21 protein-coding genes and 2 tRNA genes are annotated in these 18,160 nt (G+C 34.3%); 16 read left to right on the forward strand and 7 right to left on the reverse strand.

Annotated elements, in window-relative coordinates:
- The first annotated feature begins 149 nt into the window (after window positions 1-149).
- From P0Y62_13565 to P0Y62_13585, 5 genes are all read left to right on the forward strand, one after another.
- Complete coding sequence (locus tag P0Y62_13565; protein ID WEK68872.1) at window positions 150-374, forward strand: uroporphyrinogen decarboxylase; 225 nt, start codon at window positions 150-152, stop codon at window positions 372-374.
- Window positions 374-1,477 carry a glycosyltransferase gene (locus tag P0Y62_13570; GenBank protein ID WEK68873.1) on the forward strand — a complete coding sequence of 368 codons (1,104 nt, stop codon included), beginning with the start codon at window positions 374-376 and terminating at the stop codon, window positions 1,475-1,477. Before P0Y62_13565 ends, P0Y62_13570 begins: the two co-directional genes overlap by 1 nt.
- A 122-nt stretch (window positions 1,478-1,599) precedes the next feature.
- A complete protein-coding gene (locus P0Y62_13575) occupies window positions 1,600-2,019 on the forward strand; it encodes a SufE family protein (protein ID WEK71810.1) in 420 nt (139 codons plus the stop codon).
- Window positions 2,020-2,021: 2 nt separating this feature from the next.
- Window positions 2,022-2,987 carry a glycosyltransferase family 9 protein gene (locus tag P0Y62_13580; GenBank protein ID WEK68874.1) on the forward strand — a complete coding sequence of 322 codons (966 nt, stop codon included), beginning with the start codon at window positions 2,022-2,024 and terminating at the stop codon, window positions 2,985-2,987.
- A gap of 4 nt (window positions 2,988-2,991) precedes the next feature.
- A complete protein-coding gene (locus P0Y62_13585) occupies window positions 2,992-3,891 on the forward strand; it encodes a glycosyltransferase (GenBank protein ID WEK68875.1) in 900 nt (299 codons plus the stop codon).
- 202 nt (window positions 3,892-4,093) lie between these two features.
- Here the strand turns inward: P0Y62_13585 and P0Y62_13590 are convergent.
- The 3 genes from P0Y62_13590 to P0Y62_13600 form a co-directional block, all read right to left on the reverse strand.
- A tRNA-Val gene (locus tag P0Y62_13590) sits at window positions 4,094-4,168 on the reverse strand.
- Between the two features lie 33 nt (window positions 4,169-4,201).
- A tRNA-Val gene (locus tag P0Y62_13595) sits at window positions 4,202-4,276 on the reverse strand.
- Between the two features lie 44 nt (window positions 4,277-4,320).
- Window positions 4,321-5,565, reverse strand: a complete 1,245-nt coding sequence (locus P0Y62_13600; GenBank protein ID WEK68876.1) for a bifunctional folylpolyglutamate synthase/dihydrofolate synthase — start codon at window positions 5,563-5,565, stop codon at window positions 4,321-4,323.
- Between the two features lie 101 nt (window positions 5,566-5,666).
- On the opposite strand from P0Y62_13600, the gene P0Y62_13605 reads away from it, so the two are divergent.
- Genes P0Y62_13605 through P0Y62_13625 form a run of 5 tightly spaced genes read left to right on the forward strand, consistent with a single transcriptional unit; the run spans window position 5,667 to window position 9,892 of the window.
- Complete coding sequence (locus P0Y62_13605; GenBank protein ID WEK68877.1) at window positions 5,667-7,013, forward strand: TolC family protein; 1,347 nt, start codon at window positions 5,667-5,669, stop codon at window positions 7,011-7,013.
- 1 nt (window position 7,014) lies between these two features.
- Window positions 7,015-7,605, forward strand: a complete 591-nt coding sequence (locus P0Y62_13610) for a SprT-like domain-containing protein (GenBank protein ID WEK68878.1) — start codon at window positions 7,015-7,017, stop codon at window positions 7,603-7,605.
- A 2-nt stretch (window positions 7,606-7,607) separates the two neighbouring features.
- On the forward strand, window positions 7,608-8,687 hold the full coding sequence (locus P0Y62_13615) for a mannose-1-phosphate guanylyltransferase (GenBank protein WEK68879.1): 1,080 nt from the start codon (window positions 7,608-7,610) through the stop codon (window positions 8,685-8,687).
- A gap of 16 nt (window positions 8,688-8,703) precedes the next feature.
- On the forward strand, window positions 8,704-9,390 hold the full coding sequence (locus P0Y62_13620) for a hypothetical protein (protein WEK68880.1): 687 nt from the start codon (window positions 8,704-8,706) through the stop codon (window positions 9,388-9,390).
- The gene (locus tag P0Y62_13625) at window positions 9,353-9,892 is read left to right on the forward strand and encodes a GNAT family N-acetyltransferase (GenBank protein ID WEK68881.1); all 540 of its coding nucleotides are present in this window, start codon (window positions 9,353-9,355) and stop codon (window positions 9,890-9,892) included. Before P0Y62_13620 ends, P0Y62_13625 begins: the two co-directional genes overlap by 38 nt.
- Window positions 9,893-9,976: 84 nt before the next feature.
- Here P0Y62_13625 and bcp read toward each other — a convergent pair whose 3' ends face one another.
- Entirely contained in the window at window positions 9,977-10,426 is a 450-nt protein-coding gene (gene bcp, locus P0Y62_13630; protein ID WEK68882.1) for a thioredoxin-dependent thiol peroxidase, read from the reverse strand.
- Between the two features lie 33 nt (window positions 10,427-10,459).
- On the opposite strand from bcp, the gene P0Y62_13635 reads away from it, so the two are divergent.
- Entirely contained in the window at window positions 10,460-11,089 is a 630-nt protein-coding gene (locus P0Y62_13635; protein ID WEK68883.1) for an endonuclease III, read from the forward strand.
- Window positions 11,090-11,173: 84 nt separating this feature from the next.
- On the opposite strand, the gene P0Y62_13640 is transcribed toward P0Y62_13635, so the two are convergent.
- The 3 genes from P0Y62_13640 to P0Y62_13650 all read right to left on the reverse strand — a co-directional run bounded on the left by P0Y62_13640 (window position 11,174) and on the right by P0Y62_13650 (window position 14,051).
- Complete coding sequence (locus P0Y62_13640; GenBank protein WEK68884.1) at window positions 11,174-11,623, reverse strand: DinB family protein; 450 nt, start codon at window positions 11,621-11,623, stop codon at window positions 11,174-11,176.
- Between the two features lie 198 nt (window positions 11,624-11,821).
- Window positions 11,822-12,178, reverse strand: coding sequence for a hypothetical protein (locus tag P0Y62_13645; protein WEK68885.1), 357 nt, complete (start codon window positions 12,176-12,178; stop codon window positions 11,822-11,824).
- 76 nt (window positions 12,179-12,254) lie between these two features.
- On the reverse strand, window positions 12,255-14,051 hold the full coding sequence (locus P0Y62_13650) for a DUF885 domain-containing protein (protein WEK68886.1): 1,797 nt from the start codon (window positions 14,049-14,051) through the stop codon (window positions 12,255-12,257).
- A gap of 168 nt (window positions 14,052-14,219) precedes the next feature.
- On the opposite strand from P0Y62_13650, the gene P0Y62_13655 reads away from it, so the two are divergent.
- The 5 genes from P0Y62_13655 (at window position 14,220) to P0Y62_13675 (ending at window position 18,120) form a co-directional block, all read left to right on the forward strand.
- Window positions 14,220-14,681: a hypothetical protein gene (locus P0Y62_13655; GenBank protein ID WEK68887.1), complete on the forward strand. Its 462-nt coding sequence runs from the start codon at window positions 14,220-14,222 to the stop codon at window positions 14,679-14,681.
- Between the two features lie 177 nt (window positions 14,682-14,858).
- A complete protein-coding gene (locus P0Y62_13660) occupies window positions 14,859-15,563 on the forward strand; it encodes a MotA/TolQ/ExbB proton channel family protein (GenBank protein WEK68888.1) in 705 nt (234 codons plus the stop codon).
- Window positions 15,564-15,572: 9 nt separating this feature from the next.
- Window positions 15,573-15,971, forward strand: coding sequence for a biopolymer transporter ExbD (locus P0Y62_13665; GenBank protein ID WEK68889.1), 399 nt, complete (start codon window positions 15,573-15,575; stop codon window positions 15,969-15,971).
- 23 nt (window positions 15,972-15,994) lie between these two features.
- Window positions 15,995-16,879, forward strand: coding sequence for a ferric siderophore ABC transporter substrate-binding protein (locus tag P0Y62_13670; protein ID WEK68890.1), 885 nt, complete (start codon window positions 15,995-15,997; stop codon window positions 16,877-16,879).
- 125 nt (window positions 16,880-17,004) lie between these two features.
- Entirely contained in the window at window positions 17,005-18,120 is a 1,116-nt protein-coding gene (locus P0Y62_13675) for an aspartyl protease family protein (GenBank protein ID WEK68891.1), read from the forward strand.
- Window positions 18,121-18,160 lie beyond the last annotated feature (40 nt).

The following is an 18,160-nucleotide window of genomic DNA, read 5'->3' on the forward strand; positions in this document are numbered from 1 at the left end:
ATATCTCATTAGAATAAAAGCAGCATTGCCATTTATTCATTATCTAAATTACAAATATTTTACCAAAAATCAATAAATGACTTTATGGCAGAAAAAATTTTATTATCTTATTGAAAATGATTAAGTTTGTTATCCTGAAAATTTTTCCCATGATTCCCGAAATTGCTACTTATATCGGATATTCTGCCTCACTTTTTATTGTGCTGAGTTTCATATTGAAAGATATAAGAAAAATCAGAATTGTAAATATGATAGGCTGTATCTGTTTTGTCATTTATGGTATTTTCAGTGGGATGCTCTGGCCGGTAATTATTCCCAACGGGCTTATTTGCTTTATACAAATTTACCATCTTCTGACAGATAAAAAGAAGTAATGAGTAAGGGAAAAGTGATTACTTCTGCATTCAGCAATTTATATACGGATCAGCGTATAGAAAAGGTCTGCAGAACATTATATGAAAACGGATACGATATTGAGCTCATCGGAAACAACTGGAACGGAGCGGAAGAAATGTCTCGGCCTTATCCGTTTTCCAGGATAGAGTTAAAATCGAAAAGTTTAAAAACAGCTTATTTCGAATTCAATTGGAAACTCTATCATCAATTAAAGAAAAAAGCAGATAAAAATACAATTCTTCATACCAATGATCTGGATGCGCTGCTTCCCAATTATCTGATTGCTAAAAAATTAAATATTCCGTTGATTTTTGACAGTCATGAAATTTTTTCCGAAATGCCTGCAATTCAGGGCAAAATGTCACAAAAATTATGGAGGTATCTTGAAAAGACAATTGTTCCGAAGATCAAATTCATGATAACAGCAAGTTCAGGGTATGCCAATTGGTTTAAAAACCGATACGGAATCAGTCCTGTTGTCGTTCAAAATGCGCCAAGAAAATTAAGCTTTAACCAGGAAATACCAGAGAACAGTCCTAAAGTTCTTTTGTACCAAGGCGCGATCAATCCTTTTCGAGGAATTGATAAAGCAATTTTAGCCATGCATTATGTAGAAAATGTTATTTTTCAGATTGCAGGAGACGGACCAAGAAAAACAGAATATGAAGAATTGGTCATTAAGGAAAATCTCCAGGATAAAGTACGGTTTTTAGGAAAATTGCATCCAGATGATTTAAGAGAAATTACACGGACTGTAGACTGCGGGATGAGTATTGAAGAGAATGGGGGAGAAAGCTATTACTATTCTTTACCAAACAAAGTCCTGGATTGTATTCAGGCAAGAGTACCTTTGATTTTATCAGATCTTCCGGAAATGCTGAATATTAAAAATCAGTTTGATGTAGGAGAGATCATTAAAAATCATGAACCTTTAAGTATTGCAGAAGCAATAAAAGTTGTTCTGAATAAAGGAAGAAAAAACTATCTTCCAGAGCTTGAAAAGGCCGCAAATATTCTTTGTTGGGAAAATGAGGAAATAATGTTGTTGGAAGTTTTTGAAAAAGCTGCTGAAAGTTTTTAAAGTTCTAAAGGTTAAAATATTTAATAACAATATAATTATCTGATTATTAAGTGTTAAGTCTAAAATTAACATAAAATTCAAAAACTCTAAAATTAGTATCTTTGCACAAAAGAAGTATAGAAATGACCATTAAGGAAAAACAGCAGGAAATTATCGACGAATTTGCGTTTCTTGACGATTGGGAACAGAAATATGAATATATTATTGATCTTGGAAAGGAGCTGAAGGGGCTTTCTGATGATAAAAAAACTGACGAAAACCTGATCAAAGGCTGCCAAAGCAAAGTTTGGATTGATGCAGAATTCAAAGATGGAAAATTGTTTTTCAATGCTGATTCTGACGGTATTTTACCGAAAGGAATTGTTTCTCTTTTAGTCAGTATTTACAGCGGACATTCTACACAGGAAATTTTAGATTCTGATTTTGAGTTTATTTCTGAAATCGGGTTACAGGAGTTTCTTTCTCCTTCTCGTGCAAACGGATTGATGGCGATGACAAAGCAGATCAAATTTTACGCAGTTGCCTATCAGTTGAAATCGTAATTGTGACAAGAATTTTAGCATATCGTTTCTCTGCTTTTGGTGATGTTGCAATGACAGCTCCTGTCTTCCGTGAATTTTTAGAACAAAATCCGGATGTGGAAATTGTGATGGTATCCCGGAAAAATTTTGAGAGTTTATTTACTGATATTCCGAATGTTATATTCAAAGGAATTAATCTTGACGATTATAAAGGATTCTTCGGATTGAACAGATTGGCCAATGAATTAATCAAAGAATTTAACCCAGATCTGGTTGCCAACCTTCATGATGTTATAAGAACAAAGGTTTTAGATAAAATTTACAGAAGAAAGGGCTTAAAAGTTTTTAAAATCAATAAAGGAAAAGAAGAAAAAGAGCGATTAACAGATGTCTGGAACCTGAATAAAGTCCAGCTGAAAAAAACGGTTGAACGGTATGCAGATGTTTTCCGGGAAATGGGTTTTGAAGTTAATTTATCACATCAATTAAGGACTGTCTCAAACAACAAATCGGGTATTGGTTTTGCTCCTTTTGCTCAGCATCGGGGAAAAATGCTTCCGTTGGAAAAATCTTATGAACTGGCAAGAATTTTGGCTCAGAAACAGAAAGTTTATTTTTTTGGTGGAGGTAAGAAAGAGACTGAAACTTTAGAAAAGTGGGAGAGAGAAATTCCAAATACATATAGTTTATCAGGAAAATTGAGCTTTGCAGAGGAGCTGAAAAAAATTTCCGAGTTGGAACTTATGATCTCTATGGATTCTGCCAATATGCATTTGGCAAGTCTTATGGGAACTAGATGTATTTCTATTTGGGGATCGACGCATCCTTATGCGGGCTTTTTAGGATTTGGACAAAGTGAAGATGACGTTGTTCAGGTAGATGACTTAACGTGCAGGCCGTGTTCTGTTTTTGGTGATAAAGAGTGCTACCGAGGAGATTGGGCGTGTCTGGAAGAGCTTGACGTGCAAAAAATCGTTGAAAAAATTTGATCCCATGAAGCTTTCTGTCTGTATTCCTGTTTATAATTTTGATGTAAGAGAGCTTGTTCTTGATTTAAAAAAAGAAATTGAAAACTATAATATAGATGCCGAAATCATTCTGATTGATGATGCATCAGAAGAAAATTTCAAAACAATGAATGCTGAACTTCAGAAAGAGGTACAAACATTTATTTTTCTTGAAGATAATATAGGTCGATCAAAGATTAGAAACTTGTTTTTAGAGTATTCAAATGGGGAGTATCTTTTGTTTCTTGATTGCGACGGGAAAATTATTTCAAGTATTTTTTTATTATCATACATTCAATTTATCAAAAATAATAAACGTCCGAAGGTCATATATGGAGGGCGAAAAGTTTCTGATTTATCACCAGACAAAAGTCATTACCTTAGATGGAAATTTGCAATGGAAAGAGAAAATCAGAGTGCTGAAAAGCGTCAAAAAAAACCATATTTGTCTTTCCAGACAAACAATTTCATCATTAATAGAGAAGTTTTGAAGAAGGTACCCTTTAATGCTGAATACCAAAAATATGGTTATGAAGATCTTCTTTTCGCTATGGAATTAAAGGATAAGGGTATAATGATCAATCATATTGATAATGTAATTTTTAATAATGATTTGGAAACCAATGATAAATATTTAATTAAAATAAAAGAGTCAATAGAAAGTTTGGCAAAAATGCAACAGGACGAGAAACTAAAATCAAAAATAAAAGAAATTAAAATTATAAAGGTATTTAATAGAATAAATGAAAGCTTTTTAAGAGCTGTATCTGTAAATTTGTTTCAAATACTAAAAGGAACTTTAGAGAAAAAGCTACAAAAAGGAAATGTTAATCTTCGATATCTAGATTTTTATAAACTGGGATTGTTACTAAAAAATACTAATTAATTTATTGCACAATTTTTTGATAATATTATGCATTATCTGTGATGTAAAGGTAAGGTATAATACCTGTAAAGTACCTTGGAAGTGGCATTTTATTATTTTAAGGTGGTTTATTTTGTTCTGGCTTGAAGAAGAAGTTGTAAAATGAAAATAATATTATTAGATATAAAATAAAAAAATCTCCCAATTTCTTGAGAGATTTCTGTGGGTCCTGAGGGATTCGAACCCCCGACCCTCTGGGTGTAAACCAGATGCTCTGAACCAACTGAGCTAAGAACCCGAATTTTTTTGAAAGGTTTCGTTTCCTTTTCTGTGGGTCCTGAGGGATTCGAACCCCCGACCCTCTGGGTGTAAACCAGATGCTCTGAACCAACTGAGCTAAGAACCCTCTTTATCGTTGTTTCCTCGATTAGAGTGGTGCAAATATACGACTTATTTGGAAACCTCCAAATTTTTTTCTAAAAATTCTCCGACTACAAAGTTACTTCCGCCGATAAAAATCATTTCTTCGTTTGTACATTGTTCTTTTGCAGATAGATAAGCTTCCTGCACAGAATTGAAAATTTTATAAGAAATTTTTGCATCCACCAGCAAATCTTCATAATCCTGCGGATGTCTTCCCCTGTTTATGGCAGGTTTGGCAAAATAGAATTCAGATTTCTCAGGTAAAATTTTAGTGACTTCGTCGATTTTTTTGTCATTGACGAAACCTAAAATGATATGTTTATGTTTATCTATAGAATTTAGCTGAGCAAAAACATATTCTAGGCCAGCCTGATTGTGCCCTGTGTCACAAATTGTCAGTGGTGATTTAGAGAACTCGAACCAACGGCCGATAAAATTGGTGTTTTGATGAACGTGTAAAAGACCGTCTTCAATATTCTTATCAGAAATAGATAAATTTAGTTTTTTTAGTTCTTCAATTAAAGCTAATACGACTTTAATGTTTTTAGCCTGATAGTTGCCTTTTAGATCTGAGATGAGTTCGGTTTTTAATAAAGTTGCATCAATAAACGGGGCATTTTCTTGATTCGCTTTATTTAAGATGATGCTTTTTACATTATCATTTTCGTCTCCGGAAATAATTGGAGTGTTCTTTTTAATAATTCCCGCTTTTTCTGCAGAAATTTCTTCAATGCTGTCTCCTAAAATATTTTGATGATCCAGCTGAACATTCGTGATGGCTGCAACCAAAGGCTTAATAATATTTGTTGAATCCAGTCTTCCGCCCAAACCGACTTCAATAATTGCAAAGTCAACATTCTGCTGATAAAAATATTCGAAAGCCATAACGGTAGTAAATTCAAAAAAGGAAGGTTTGATATCCTCGGGAAGATTCTTCAGCTTTTGAATAAAATCAAAGACAAATTTTTTATCACAGTTTTTACCATTTACCTTGATACGTTCTGTAAAATCGATCAGGTGAGGAGAATTGTAAAGTCCGATTTTATAACCAGCCTCCTGCAGTACAGAAGCGAGCATATTGCTTGAAGAACCTTTTCCGTTGGTTCCTCCGATATGGATGCATTTTATTTTTTCTTGAGGGTTTCCAAAGAAATCGCAAAGTCTGGTGATATTTTGTAAACCTGGTTTATAGGCTTTTTGGCCATCGATTTGATAATTAGGAGCTTGCACGAAAAGCCATTCTACGGCTTCCAGATATTGTTCATTTGTCATGATACAAAATTCTCAAAAGTTTTTTAAAAAGAGACATTAATTTTTTTAATTGTAACTTTTTTTACATTTTCGCGTCTAATGTCATAAAAGCTGAATTAATTATGAAAAAAATTTTGGTAATCATTTTAGGATTGAGTTGTTTGGGACTGAAGTCTCAGAAAAGGTGGTCGCTGAGAGAATGTGTGGATTATGCTGTAAAAAATAATCTGCAGGTATTACAAAATGAATACTCAAAACAGACCCAGGAAGCCAACCTGAAAATTGCCAAAAAAAATTACCTTCCTTCAGTTTCTGGAAGTATTGGAAATACAGTTAGTTTTGGACAGACGTCTTTCGGAACGGGAAGTTTAAGAAATGACAGATTCAGTAACAGTGCCAATTTAGGGGCTGAAATTTTGGTTTTTAATAACGGAAGACTTGATAAAACAGTCAGAAAAACCCAATATGATCTGGAGGCAAGTTTATATGATGTAGAAACCATTAAGAATGATATTTCATTACAGATTGCACAGCAGTATTTAACGACACTATTAAATAAAGAAATTGTAAAAATTTCTGAAAGCACGGTTGCAAATGCTAAAAAACAATATGACAAGGCAAAAATAACAACTTCGGTAGGAACAACCGCACAAACTGTTCTAGCCGAAGCCGAAGCTGCATTAGCAAGAGAAAAACAAAACTTAAAAACCGCAGAAATTAATGTAGGGCGAAGTTTATTTGCTTTAGTTCAGCTTTTACAATTACCGGATTATAAAAATTTTGATGTTGAAGATGTAGTTGTTCCAGAACAGCTAACTCCGGAACTAAAATCAGTTGATGAAGTTTTAACAACGGCTTATGCATCTCAACCTCAAATAAAAGCAGCAGAAAGCAGAATAAAATCTGCTGAGGTTCAGACAGAAGTTTCTAAAACGGCTTTCTGGCCTACAGTAACGGCAAGTGCAGGAATTGGATCTTTTTACAATAACCTTCTTAATACGAATATAACGGGAATAGACTCTGAAGGAAATATTGTGAACGAAAGAAATTTATTTGGTCAGTATAAAGACAACTTCGGTCAGCAAGCAGCAGTTTCTGTAAATATTCCGATTTTCAATAAGGGAATTACAAAGCTTCAGGTTGAGCAGTCAAAAATTAATGAAAGTGTTGCAAAAAACTCATTTGAGCAACAAAAGCAGTCGATAAGACAAGGTGTTCAGAAAGCGCAGTTTGATGTTGATGCCAACTATGAAGCCTATTTGTCGGCAGTAGAAGCTGAAAAAAGCTCTAAACTTTCTATGGATTTTGCTGAAAAAAGTTATGCTGCAGGAAGAACAACTATTTTTGATCTGAATGTTGCAAGAAATAACTACGCGAATGCACAAGGTTCTGTAGCTCAGGCAAAATATAATTATTTATTCAGTTTAAAATTATTGAACTTCTATGCCGGAATTCCACTAAGTTTGTAGAATGTCAATTGAGTCATTAGAAAAATATTTACCTCAAAATACACGAACTTATTTAAGAAAATGGTTCTCAGATTATTATATTCATATAAAAATTACCAGGGAGCGGAATTCAAAATTGGGAGATTACCGCAAATTACCTGATAATTCCCATGAAATTACGATAAATTCAACATTATCACCACAGCTTTTTTTCTTTGTACTTACTCATGAGTTGGCGCATCTTATTGCTTTTGAAAAGTTTGGAAGAAGAATATCTCCTCATGGAAATGAGTGGAAAATGACTTTCAGAGAAATGCTTTTGGAAAGTCTTGAGGTATACGAAGATGAATTGAAACCCATTATTATAAAGTTTTCAAAGTCTCCGAAAGCCAATTTTATGGCAAGTCCGGATTTGGTAAAGTTTTTTCATGCCGGAAAAGCAGATGATAATTCTTGTTATATCGAAGAAATAGAGAAAGGAGGCTTTTTTGTCTATCAAAATCAAAAATATCTGCAGGAGGGACTTATTAAAAAAAACTATCTTTGTAAGAATTTGGCTACCGGAAGAAAGTATTCTTTCAAACCTTTAGCCAGAGTAGAAAAATGTATGTGAACATGTTACAATCAGATAAATACTGTGTGATAATGGCAGGAGGAATCGGAAGCAGATTCTGGCCTTTAAGTACACAAAAATTTCCAAAGCAGTTTCAGGATATTTTAGGAACGGGAAGAACAATGATTCAGCAGACGTATGACAGGATCAGTAAAATGATTCCTGCTGAAAATATATTTGTTATTACAAATAAAGAATATGTAGGAGTATCTCATCAGCAATTACCGGAAATTCCGGAAGAAAATATTGTAGGAGAGCCATTGATGAAGAATACGGCGGCTTGTAATCTTTATATGGCGAATAAAATCGCTGAAAAGAATCCTGATGCAACTATGGTCGTTTTACCAGCCGATCATTTGATTCTTAAAGAAGATGTCTTTTTGCAGAAATTAGAACTTGCTTTTGAATTGGCAGCTGAAAATGAATATCTGGTAACATTGGGAATCACTCCTACAAGACCTGATACAGGATACGGATATATTCAGTTTGTAGAAAAGAAAAATGCAGATTATTTTAAGGTAAAAACATTTACTGAGAAGCCTATTTTAGAAATAGCACAGAGCTTTTTAGATAGTGGAGACTTCCTTTGGAATGCCGGAATTTTTATCTGGAATGTTAAAAGTATTCATCATGCTTTTGAAATGTACCTGCCGGATATGACACAGCAATTCATGGCTTGTGATTATAATGCTGGTAATGAGCAGAGCTGTATAGAACTTATTTATCCAAAGGTTCAGAAAATTTCCATCGATAACGGAATTCTTGAAAAAGCAAAGAATGTATATGTAATTCCTGCGGATTTGGGATGGAGCGATCTTGGAACATGGACTTCGGTATATGAAAACACAGAAAAAGATAAGAATAGAAACTCTGTTAATCAAAAACACCTTTTAACGTATAACGCAGAAGGCAATATCATTCATGCCAAAAGCAATAAGATGGTTGTTATAGACGGGCTGAAAGACTATATCGTTGTAGATACCGATAAAGTGCTGCTAATTTGTCCAAGAGATCATGATCAACTGATCAAAGATTATGTTTTAGACCTTAAAAATTTCAAAAAAGGAGAACGTTTTATGTAATTAAATGGCATACTTTGTGTCAGTTACTTTAGCTATGATAAAAGCAATTTTAAAAATCGGAATATTTTCTTTGCTGTTTTTGGGAATAAGTATTTATTCTCAGGAGAAAAAACATTTTACAGGCTATTCTAATATTTTACAGAGTATTATTCCTAATCAGAAAACAGATTTCTGGATTTTGGTTCATAATAATTATGGTAAAAACCAGGAAGTAAGAACAGTAGGAACAAAAAAAGATTATACACCACAATCTTCAGGGTTTAATTTATTTCCTGACGAAAATGGATTTTTTTATATCGTTTACTCTTCAGGAGGAAAGATAGATTATATAACTGATATTTCTGCACTCAGAAAATTTATAGGGAAAATAGACAATGTAGAGGAAGCGGCAATCATGCTTACAGATGAAGGATATTTTGTAGATGAAGAGTTTAATGACTTGGCTGGAAATTATGCGGAAGACAGTAAAAACTATTATCTTGAAGTTGGAAAACTTACTTCAAAAGAATGTCCTTACCAGAAAAAACATTTTAATATTACGGTGACTAAAGCTACGGGTGAAGTTGGCAATATAAAAGATGACGGAACCTATATAGAACTGTATAATAAGAAATGTACCAATAACCCAAGGCTTTTAAAAATAGAGAAAAAAGAACCCCCGAAAGATGAGCCTAAAAAAACAAATTCTTCCAAACGCAGATAGCTTCTACGAAACAGAAAGGCTGATTATTCGTCCAATGTCTTTGGATGATGCTGAATTTATTTTTGATCTTTATAACAGGCCGAAATTTATTCAGTTCATTGGAGATCGCCATATAAAAACGATTGATGATGCTGAAAACTATATTAAAGAAAGATTTCTTCCGCAGCTTGAGAGATTAGGCTATGGAAATTATTTAATGGTCACAAAGGAAGGAAACCATAAAATTGGCGGAGTAGGGATTTTCGAAAGAGAAGGCCTGGATGTAGTAGATATAGGTTTTTCTTTATTAGATGAATTTGAAGGAAAGGGTTACGCTTATGAAGCAGCTTCAAAAGTAAAATCTATCGGAATGGATGATTTTGGACTAAAAAAGCTCTCAGCAATTACTTCAAAAGACAATTTTTCTTCCCAGAAACTAATCGAGAAATTGGGGTTAAAATTCCAGAAACATATAATCCTTCCCGGGGAAAATGAAGAGTTGAGATATTACGAAACAGAATAATTATGTCATTAATTTGTCATTCTGACGAAGGAAGAATCTAAGTTTGTATTTATAGATTCTTCCTTCGTCAGAATGATATAAAGACTATTCTTTCAAAATCTGCGAAGCATGTTCTTTAGTTTTTACTTTTTCAATAACCTCGGTGCAGATTCCATTTTCATCAAAAATAAAAGTTGTGCGAACAATTCCCATAAATTCTCTTCCCATAAATTTTTTGAGTTGCCAGACTCCGAATTTTTCTATTATGTCGCGGTTTTCATCGGCAATTAAATCATACTCGAAATTGTACTTTTCATGAAATTTCTTTTGCTTCACTACAGAATCTGCAGAAATACCCAAAACTTGAAAACTTTGCTTTTTTAAATATTCATAATTTTCATTGAGATTGCAGGCTTCTGCCGTACAGCCGGGTGTCATTGCTTTTGGATAAAAGAAAATAACAAGTTTTTTTCCGATCAGTTTTTCCGATTGTATCGTTTCTCCGTCTTGATTTGTTCCTTCAAATTGTGGTAGTTTGTCTCCAACTTTCAGCATAATGATTTAATTTTGTTCAAATTTAATAGTTAAATGACAAAAAAGCAAAGAGCCGAACTTGTTCAGACCGAATTAGAAAAACTATATCCCGAAGTTCCCATTCCGCTGGATCATACCGATCCTTATACTTTGATGGTTGCTGTAGCATTGTCTGCTCAGACTACAGATAAAAAAGTGAATCAGGTAACTCCCTACCTTTTTGCGGTGGCGGGAACACCTCAAAGAATGGCAAAACTGGAGGTATTTCAAATCAAAGAACTGATCAAAGAAATCGGACTGGCCAATACAAAAGCCAAAAATCTAAAAAGAATGGCAGAGCTCCTGTTGGAAAGGCACGATGGAGTAGTACCTCAAACTTACGAGGAATTGGAAGCACTTCCGGGAGTTGGTCATAAAACCGCTTCTGTAGTAATGAGCCAAGGCTTCGGATTTCCTGCTTTTCCGGTCGATACACACATTCACAGGCTCATGACGCAATGGAAGCTTACTTCCGGGAAAAACGTCGTAGAAACGGAAAAAGACGCTAAAAGTCTCTGGAAAGAAGAAGTTTGGAATAAATTACATCTTCAGATCATTTTTTACGGAAGAGAATATTCTCCGGCAAGAGGAAAAGGAGAGAAGGATTTTATTACGAAAATGATGTTTGAGAAAAAAGAAAAATAAGTTGTCGCCACAATATTCCCCTCCTTTGGAGGGGTGGCGAAAATTCAAAGAATTTTTGACGGGGTGGTCTATTCGGTATTTAAACTATTCCACATCCAGTAATCTTCTATGGTAATTAATCTGTCCCAAATGATAGCTCAAATGCCCGAATAAATGAATCAGGAAATACTCCGTGGTCATTTTATATCCCAAAGCTTCAAGAGGAAAATCTTTTTCAAGATCTTCACGAGACAACGTACCGAATGTTGAAGTTACAACTTCCAATGTTCTTTCGATTTTTTCAATAAGTTCAGCTCTTGGAATGTCCTTTAATGAAAATTCAAGTTCACGCTTTCTGATATAACCTGAATTTCCCAGTTGAGCTCCGATGAAATGATTAAGATTTCCTATCAAATGCAGACATAGGTTTCCCGCAGAATTTGAAATGCTTTTATCTGTTTTCCAAATTGATGCTTCATGCTGATAAGACTCAATTTCCAGTTTTAATTTATTTAAATCTCTTGTGTAAAGTGACTGTAGTCCTTCTGTTATCATTTTTCTATTGAATTAAAGCTTTAAAATATCCTCTGAATGTTTTATTAAATGAATCTACTTTGGTTTTATAATCTATAAACCCATAAATACTGTCATTTTTCTTAAAATTGCTTTTGTTTAGTACTAATTTCTGATGAAGAGGCTTTGTTTTTATAAATTTTATTTCACCGTGCAAAGTTTTGGGATCTATGTCATCAATTAAAAAAAATTTTCAAAAACTTTTATAAAAACACCATTTCCAAAATAGCCGTTGTTATTGTTTAGTAAAATTTCCAATGTGTCATTTTTCAAAGCCACACTGCATTTATAATTATCCTTTGGGAGAATTCCTGCATGCTGAAAAATATAGGCCGTTCTGGTTTTACTCTTTATTTTTTCATTACTGAATAATTTTATTTCAGGGTATTTTGAAAGGAGTTTAATTGTATCATTTTGAGGAAGGTTTTTGTCAATACTAAATTTCTCAAAATGCTCTTCAACCTTTTTATCCATATTACAACCCAGAGCAAATAATCCTAAAACAAAACCCAGAAAGAAAGATATCGTTTTTATCATTGCTAGGTTTAAAGTATAAATTTAAACAAAAAAGCCACAAAAATTAATTTGTGACTTTAATATTTTTAATGAAGAATTACTTTTGCTTTTTTGCCCAAAGTTCCATTTTTCTGTTCAGTACATCCAAAGGAAGGCATCCCTGACTTAAAACTTCGTCATGGAAGCTTGCCAAGTTAAATTTCGGGCCTAATTCTTTCTGATATTTCTCTCTAAGCTCGCGAATTCTCAAAGAACCGATTTTATATCCTAAAGCTTGTCCAGGCATCGCCATATATCGTTCTACTTCGGCTGTTGCTCCTGCTTCATCATAAGAAATATTACTTAGGAAATATTTAATAGCTTCTTCTCTGGTCATTTTTCCGGTATGTAATCCTGTATCTACAACCAATCTTACTGCTCTTAACATCTGGTCGCTTAGATATCCCATCTTTTGATAAGGATCTGTGTACAATCCGAATTCAGGGCCTAAAGTTTCACAATAATGCGCCCATCCTTCTCCATATGCTCCAAACCATCCGAATCTCATGAATTTAGGAAGTTTGGTGTTTTCCTGCTGTAAAGAAACCTGATAATGGTGTCCCGGAATTGCTTCATGTAAGAACAATGATTCCATTCCTGAAGTAACGTTGAATTTCGAAGGATCAGGAAGCGGAACATAAAAAATACCAGGTCTTTTTCCATCCGGAGTTCCCTGAATGTATTCTGCACTCGCACTGGCTTCTCTGAATTTCTCGGTCTGTCTGATTTCAAATCCGGTTTTTGGAGTTACAGAAAACATGGTTTTCAGCTTCGGAGTAATTTTCTTTAAAATTCCATTGAAGGCACCTAAAACTTCTTTGGAAGTCTTGTAAGGCATCGCTTTTGGATCTGTTTTTACGAAATTGATGAACTCTTCCAACGTTCCGGTAAAGCCAACCTGTTGCTTTACTTTTTCCATTTCGGCACGAAGCATAGCCACTTGCTGAAGGCCTATTTTGTTGATCTCTTCAGGAGATTTATTGGTGGTTGTCCAGCTTTTTACATAGTATTGATAAATTTCTTTTCCGTTCGGAAGGCTATTGTATCCATCGGTTTCTCTTGCTTTAGGAAGGTATTCTTTTTCTAAGAAATCACCCATTTTGGTGTATGCGGGAATGATTTTCGTTAAAATAGTTTCCTTGTAAAGCACGGAAAATTTATCCTTCTGCTCTTTAGTAAAGTTTTTCGGGAAGTTTTTAACGGGTCCGTAAAAAATATTTTTATCTAAATCTGTTGTAATGATCTCTTCCGCTTTCATTTGAGGAATCATTTTAACAACCAGTTTTTTAGGCAATACAATTTTATTATTGATTCCTTCTCTGAAGTTTTCTGTTGCTGCATTCATCCAATCAGGAAATTTTTCCATTCTTTTCAGCCAGTCGCTGTAATCTTTTTCTGTTTTGAAAGGCTGACTTCCCTGTCCGCTTCCATATAGAGGAAAACTTAAAGGTAGACCTCCAAATTGAGTAAACGGAATGTATTCTGGATGATAGGCATATCCTTCGATTCTGTCTTTCAGCATGAAGTCAAGCACATCGTACACAACTTTATCTTCATCGGAAAGATTCTTATAATCCACATTTTCCAATTGCTTTTGCACGGAATTATAGAAGGCAATTTCACCGGAAATAAAATCTTTATCGATATTGATCGGCAACTGGTCATTGTATCTGAGGTCACCCTGAGAAGTCGCTTCAAGAGGATAAAGTTTCAGGTATTGTTCATAATAGTTTGATGCGATAGAATCTAAATTACTGGGAGTTACCTTTGTTAATGGCGAATCTGACTTCTTACAAGATGCCACACCCATGAGTAATCCCAAACCGACAATGCTTTTTAATATAATGTTTTTCATTTTCAGAATCTTTGAAGAACAAAAGTAATTAATAATAACAAAAAAGGGTGTTTTGATAGAGGATTTTGCAAAAATATTTTTCAAAATATTTTTCACATTCAATCTATTTTTTATCTTTGCTGAAAACGTTTAACAATCATACTATTACAGTTCTTTTTTTAAGAAATAATGAAAGGGATTTTAAAAATTTACCATCCGGACGAAACGCTAAAATACAATATCAGAAATACTTATTGCAAAGCGGTCTATAGCAACCAGCAACATTTTTTAGAGGTTGAAGTTATTACGGATGACAGTTTGGATCACGTTGATGATGATTCTCTGCAATACAATTTTCCGCAACTTTCGCTTGAGGTCTTCGATTTCCCTATCGAATCTGCAGAAATAGAAGGGAAAACGATTCAAATTAATGATTCTGATGAAGACAGCTACACAGAAGTAGATCTTTTTGATGATGAAGAAGCTTTTATTTATGATAATGAGCTTCTGTTTGAAAAAAATGAAGAAGGAGAACTTCAGGTGATCTGGAAAGGAACGATTGATGATTTTTACACGGGTTCAGATACTCCGATACCTTTCAGGCTTAAATGCGAATTTAAACAGGACGATATTGAGGTAGACGAGGATTAATATCTCTCAATCTTAATATTTTTTATACTAAAAATTCTTTTCAATACTTTTTGGAAAGAATTTTGCTGTTTGTAAGAAGCAACTTAAATTTAAGTTGTTTTTAAGCATTTTTTAAGACATCAATTAATAATATTCTATTATTTTTGTCGTTTAAAACCATTATAAAACTACATATTAATGCTGTTAACGGAACTTACTCAGATTTTATTTGCACAAATTGCTACACCGGCAGTGAACTCAGACGATTTAGAATTTTCATTTTGGAAGATCATGTTTCATGGAGGTGCTTTCGCTAAAATAGTGATGGTAACCGTGTTAACACTTGGTGTGTTTTCGGTATATCTGTTTTTTGAACGTTTTTTCTTTATTAAAAGGCTGACTTCAAAAACAGATTCCAATTTTATGGATAATATTGAAGACTTCATTAAAGAAGGAAAAATAGAATCTGCTTCAGACTACTGTAAAAGACAAAATTCTCCGGAAGGAAGAATTTTAGAAAAGGGAATTTCAAGATTAGGACGTCCTGTTTCTGATATTGTGAGTGCCATGGAATCTCAGGCTCAGATTGAGGTTGCGAATATGGAAAAAAATCTGAACCTTTTGGCGGTAGTTCCGAGTATTGCTCCCATGTTGGGACTTTTGGGGACGGTAATCGGGATGATTATTGCGTTCTTTAACCTTTCTCATGCAACAGGATCTTTCTCTCCGAAAACACTTTCTGAAGGTATTTATACGGCTTTGGGGCAAACTGCGGTTGGTCTTGCGGTGGCAATTCCGGCTAACTTTTTCTATAACTTATTATTGACAAGAATCGATAAGTTTGTATTGAAGGCTCAGAATATGTCGGGTGAATTTTTAGACCTTATCAATAAACCTTTATAATCTTTGCAGATGAAAATTCAGAGAAGAAATAAAGCGAACCCCGAGTTCAGTTTGGCAGCGATGACAGACGTTATCTTGCTGATGCTGATCTTTTTTATGGTCACCTCTTCGGCAGCGAATCAGAGTGCGATAGATGTAAAACTTCCAAAAACGGGAGCGGTAGAAGATAATATTCCTAATCCTTTAACGGTAAGTATAAAACCTGATGGTTCTTATTTCGTAGACGATAGTCCTGTAAATAAAGATCAACTGGAACAAATCATTGTTGACAAGCTGACGAATCAGACGAACAAATCTTTTACAATAAGAGCAGACGAAAATACGATGCATAAAGATGTGGTTTTTGCGATGGAAATTGCGGAAAAGCACAAGTTTAATATTGCGATTGCAACGGTAAAGGATAAGTAATCAAGAATAAAGATTATTTCAAGATGAAGACCTACGCTATAAATAAACAGGAAGAAAACAGAGACCGAATAAAAAGCGCATTGCTTTCTGTTCTTATCTGGTCTGCAATACTGCTGTTTGTTTTTTTATATAAATTAAAACCCGAATTGGATACTGAACCGGAGGTTATTACAACCATGCTGGTGAATTTCGGAGATAACAGAAACGGGAATGGAGCGGAAGAGCCTGCAGATCAGCCGGGAAGTTTAGCAGCTGCTACGGAAGAAGTTACTCCGGAACCTGTAGAAACGTCAGTTCCTGAAACCAAAACAATTATAAAGCCGGAGCCACAACCTGAAACTAAAAAATCAGAGGCTAAAGAGAAAATTATCACCGGAAACAATTCTAAAGTAACGGTTCCGAAAAAAGAAGAATCAAAAGCAGATAATAAAAAATCTGCAACAAGTACGAGTGCTTCTAAAAACACTAAAAAATCCGGTGCAGTTACAGCGAATTCAAAAACCGGAAACGGCGATGGAAAAGGAACGGCAGCTATCGGTAATTTAATCAGGGGGAGAGGGACAAAAGCAGGAAGTCAGGGAGATGGAGAAGGAATCGGAAATGCAGGAGACCCTTTAGGTGGTGACGGAAATGGAGACAGCAGAGTAGGAATCGACAGAAAATTGGTAGGATACATTCCCGGGACTATGGGAAGAGGTGGATCGCAGCCGTCTCACAGCTGTACAGCAAGTGGATCTATTACGATTGCTTATACCGTGGATAAAGCCGGAAATGTGGTTTCTGCGAGAAGATCAGGAGGAATTTCAGACCCTTGTGTTTCTTCTACTTCAGTTACCTGGGTAAAAAAATATGTAAAGGCTGAAAAAGCCAATGTTTCTTCAACGGGAACGTATAAGATTACCTTTTAAGAAATAAATAATTTAATTTTTATAACCGTGTTAAAGTTTAATGGCTTTGACACGGTTTTTTATTTGAAATAAACAGATAGAGTACTTATATTTGTTTTTAGCCCTAAACAAAATAAAACATAAATATGAAAATAAATACTCTGGTAGTCTTATTATTGCTTTGTCCGTTTTTCTTCAAAGCAACCGTAATCCCCTTTGAATTAATAGAAGGAAAGATTTTTTTAAATGTAAAGATAAAGAACGATCAACATTGTTTTTTGTTTGATACTGGAGCTCTTACGGTCATTTCGTCTGAGTTGAAAGATAAAATTAATGCTCAAAAAAGCAACATTATATTTGAAGCAGTGGATGCCAATAATGTGAAATCCAAAATGAATGTTTTCACAATCAATACACTAAAGGTAGGGGATTTAAACATCAAAAATGTTAACTTTTCGTTTGCGGATATCAGCTGGATGAGTTCTCGCGCCTGCAAAAAGATAAGTGGGATTCTAGGAGCAAATATGATGAAAGATAAGGTGTGGCAGATTGATTTTAAAAATAAAACACTCACCGTATCTGATAGAACAAAGGCTGATTTGTCTTCAGGCTCAGTAAATATCCCTTTTACAGAGGAGAACTTTACCGGAGTTCCGAAAATCGAAGTTAAGATAAGAGGGCAGCTGCTGGATTATATCTTTGATACCGGTTCCGGAACGAGTTTTTCTCTTGATCAGCAATCTTATAATAAGATAAAAGATAGTGATTTTCTGACTTTTGAAGGCTTATTGTCACAATCTTTAAATAGTATTAGTAAAGGAGAAAGACAGGTTGATATGATGGACGTTCAGTTTGGCAATGTAAATGTTGGAAATCAGACCATAGATAGTAGTTTGGACGCTGTAAATTTAGTGGGAACCAGGTTCATGGAAAACTATTTGGTAGTTCTTGATTTTATCAATAAAAAAATCGTCTTAAATCCGAATGGTAATCAACCCGAATATCGTTCTTTCGGAATTTCTTTTGGCGTAAATAAAGACAATCTGATTATTGTTAATAAATTGAAGATTCCTCAGTTATCGGAACTGAATTTGGGAGAAAGAATTATCAGGGTTAATACTCTTGATGTGTCGAAAGCGAATGAAGATATGCTGTGTGAAATAAAAAAGATGCTTGATGCGACTAAAGTCATTACGGTTGAAAATGAAGCTCACCAAAAATTTACTCTGGAAAAGAAAAATATTTTACAATTACTGAATTAAAATAAAAAAGCTGTCTGAAAAGACAGCTCAAAACAAAAAT

The organism is Candidatus Chryseobacterium colombiense, from assembly GCA_029203185.1.
Lineage (GTDB): Bacteria > Bacteroidota > Bacteroidia > Flavobacteriales > Weeksellaceae > Chryseobacterium > Chryseobacterium colombiense.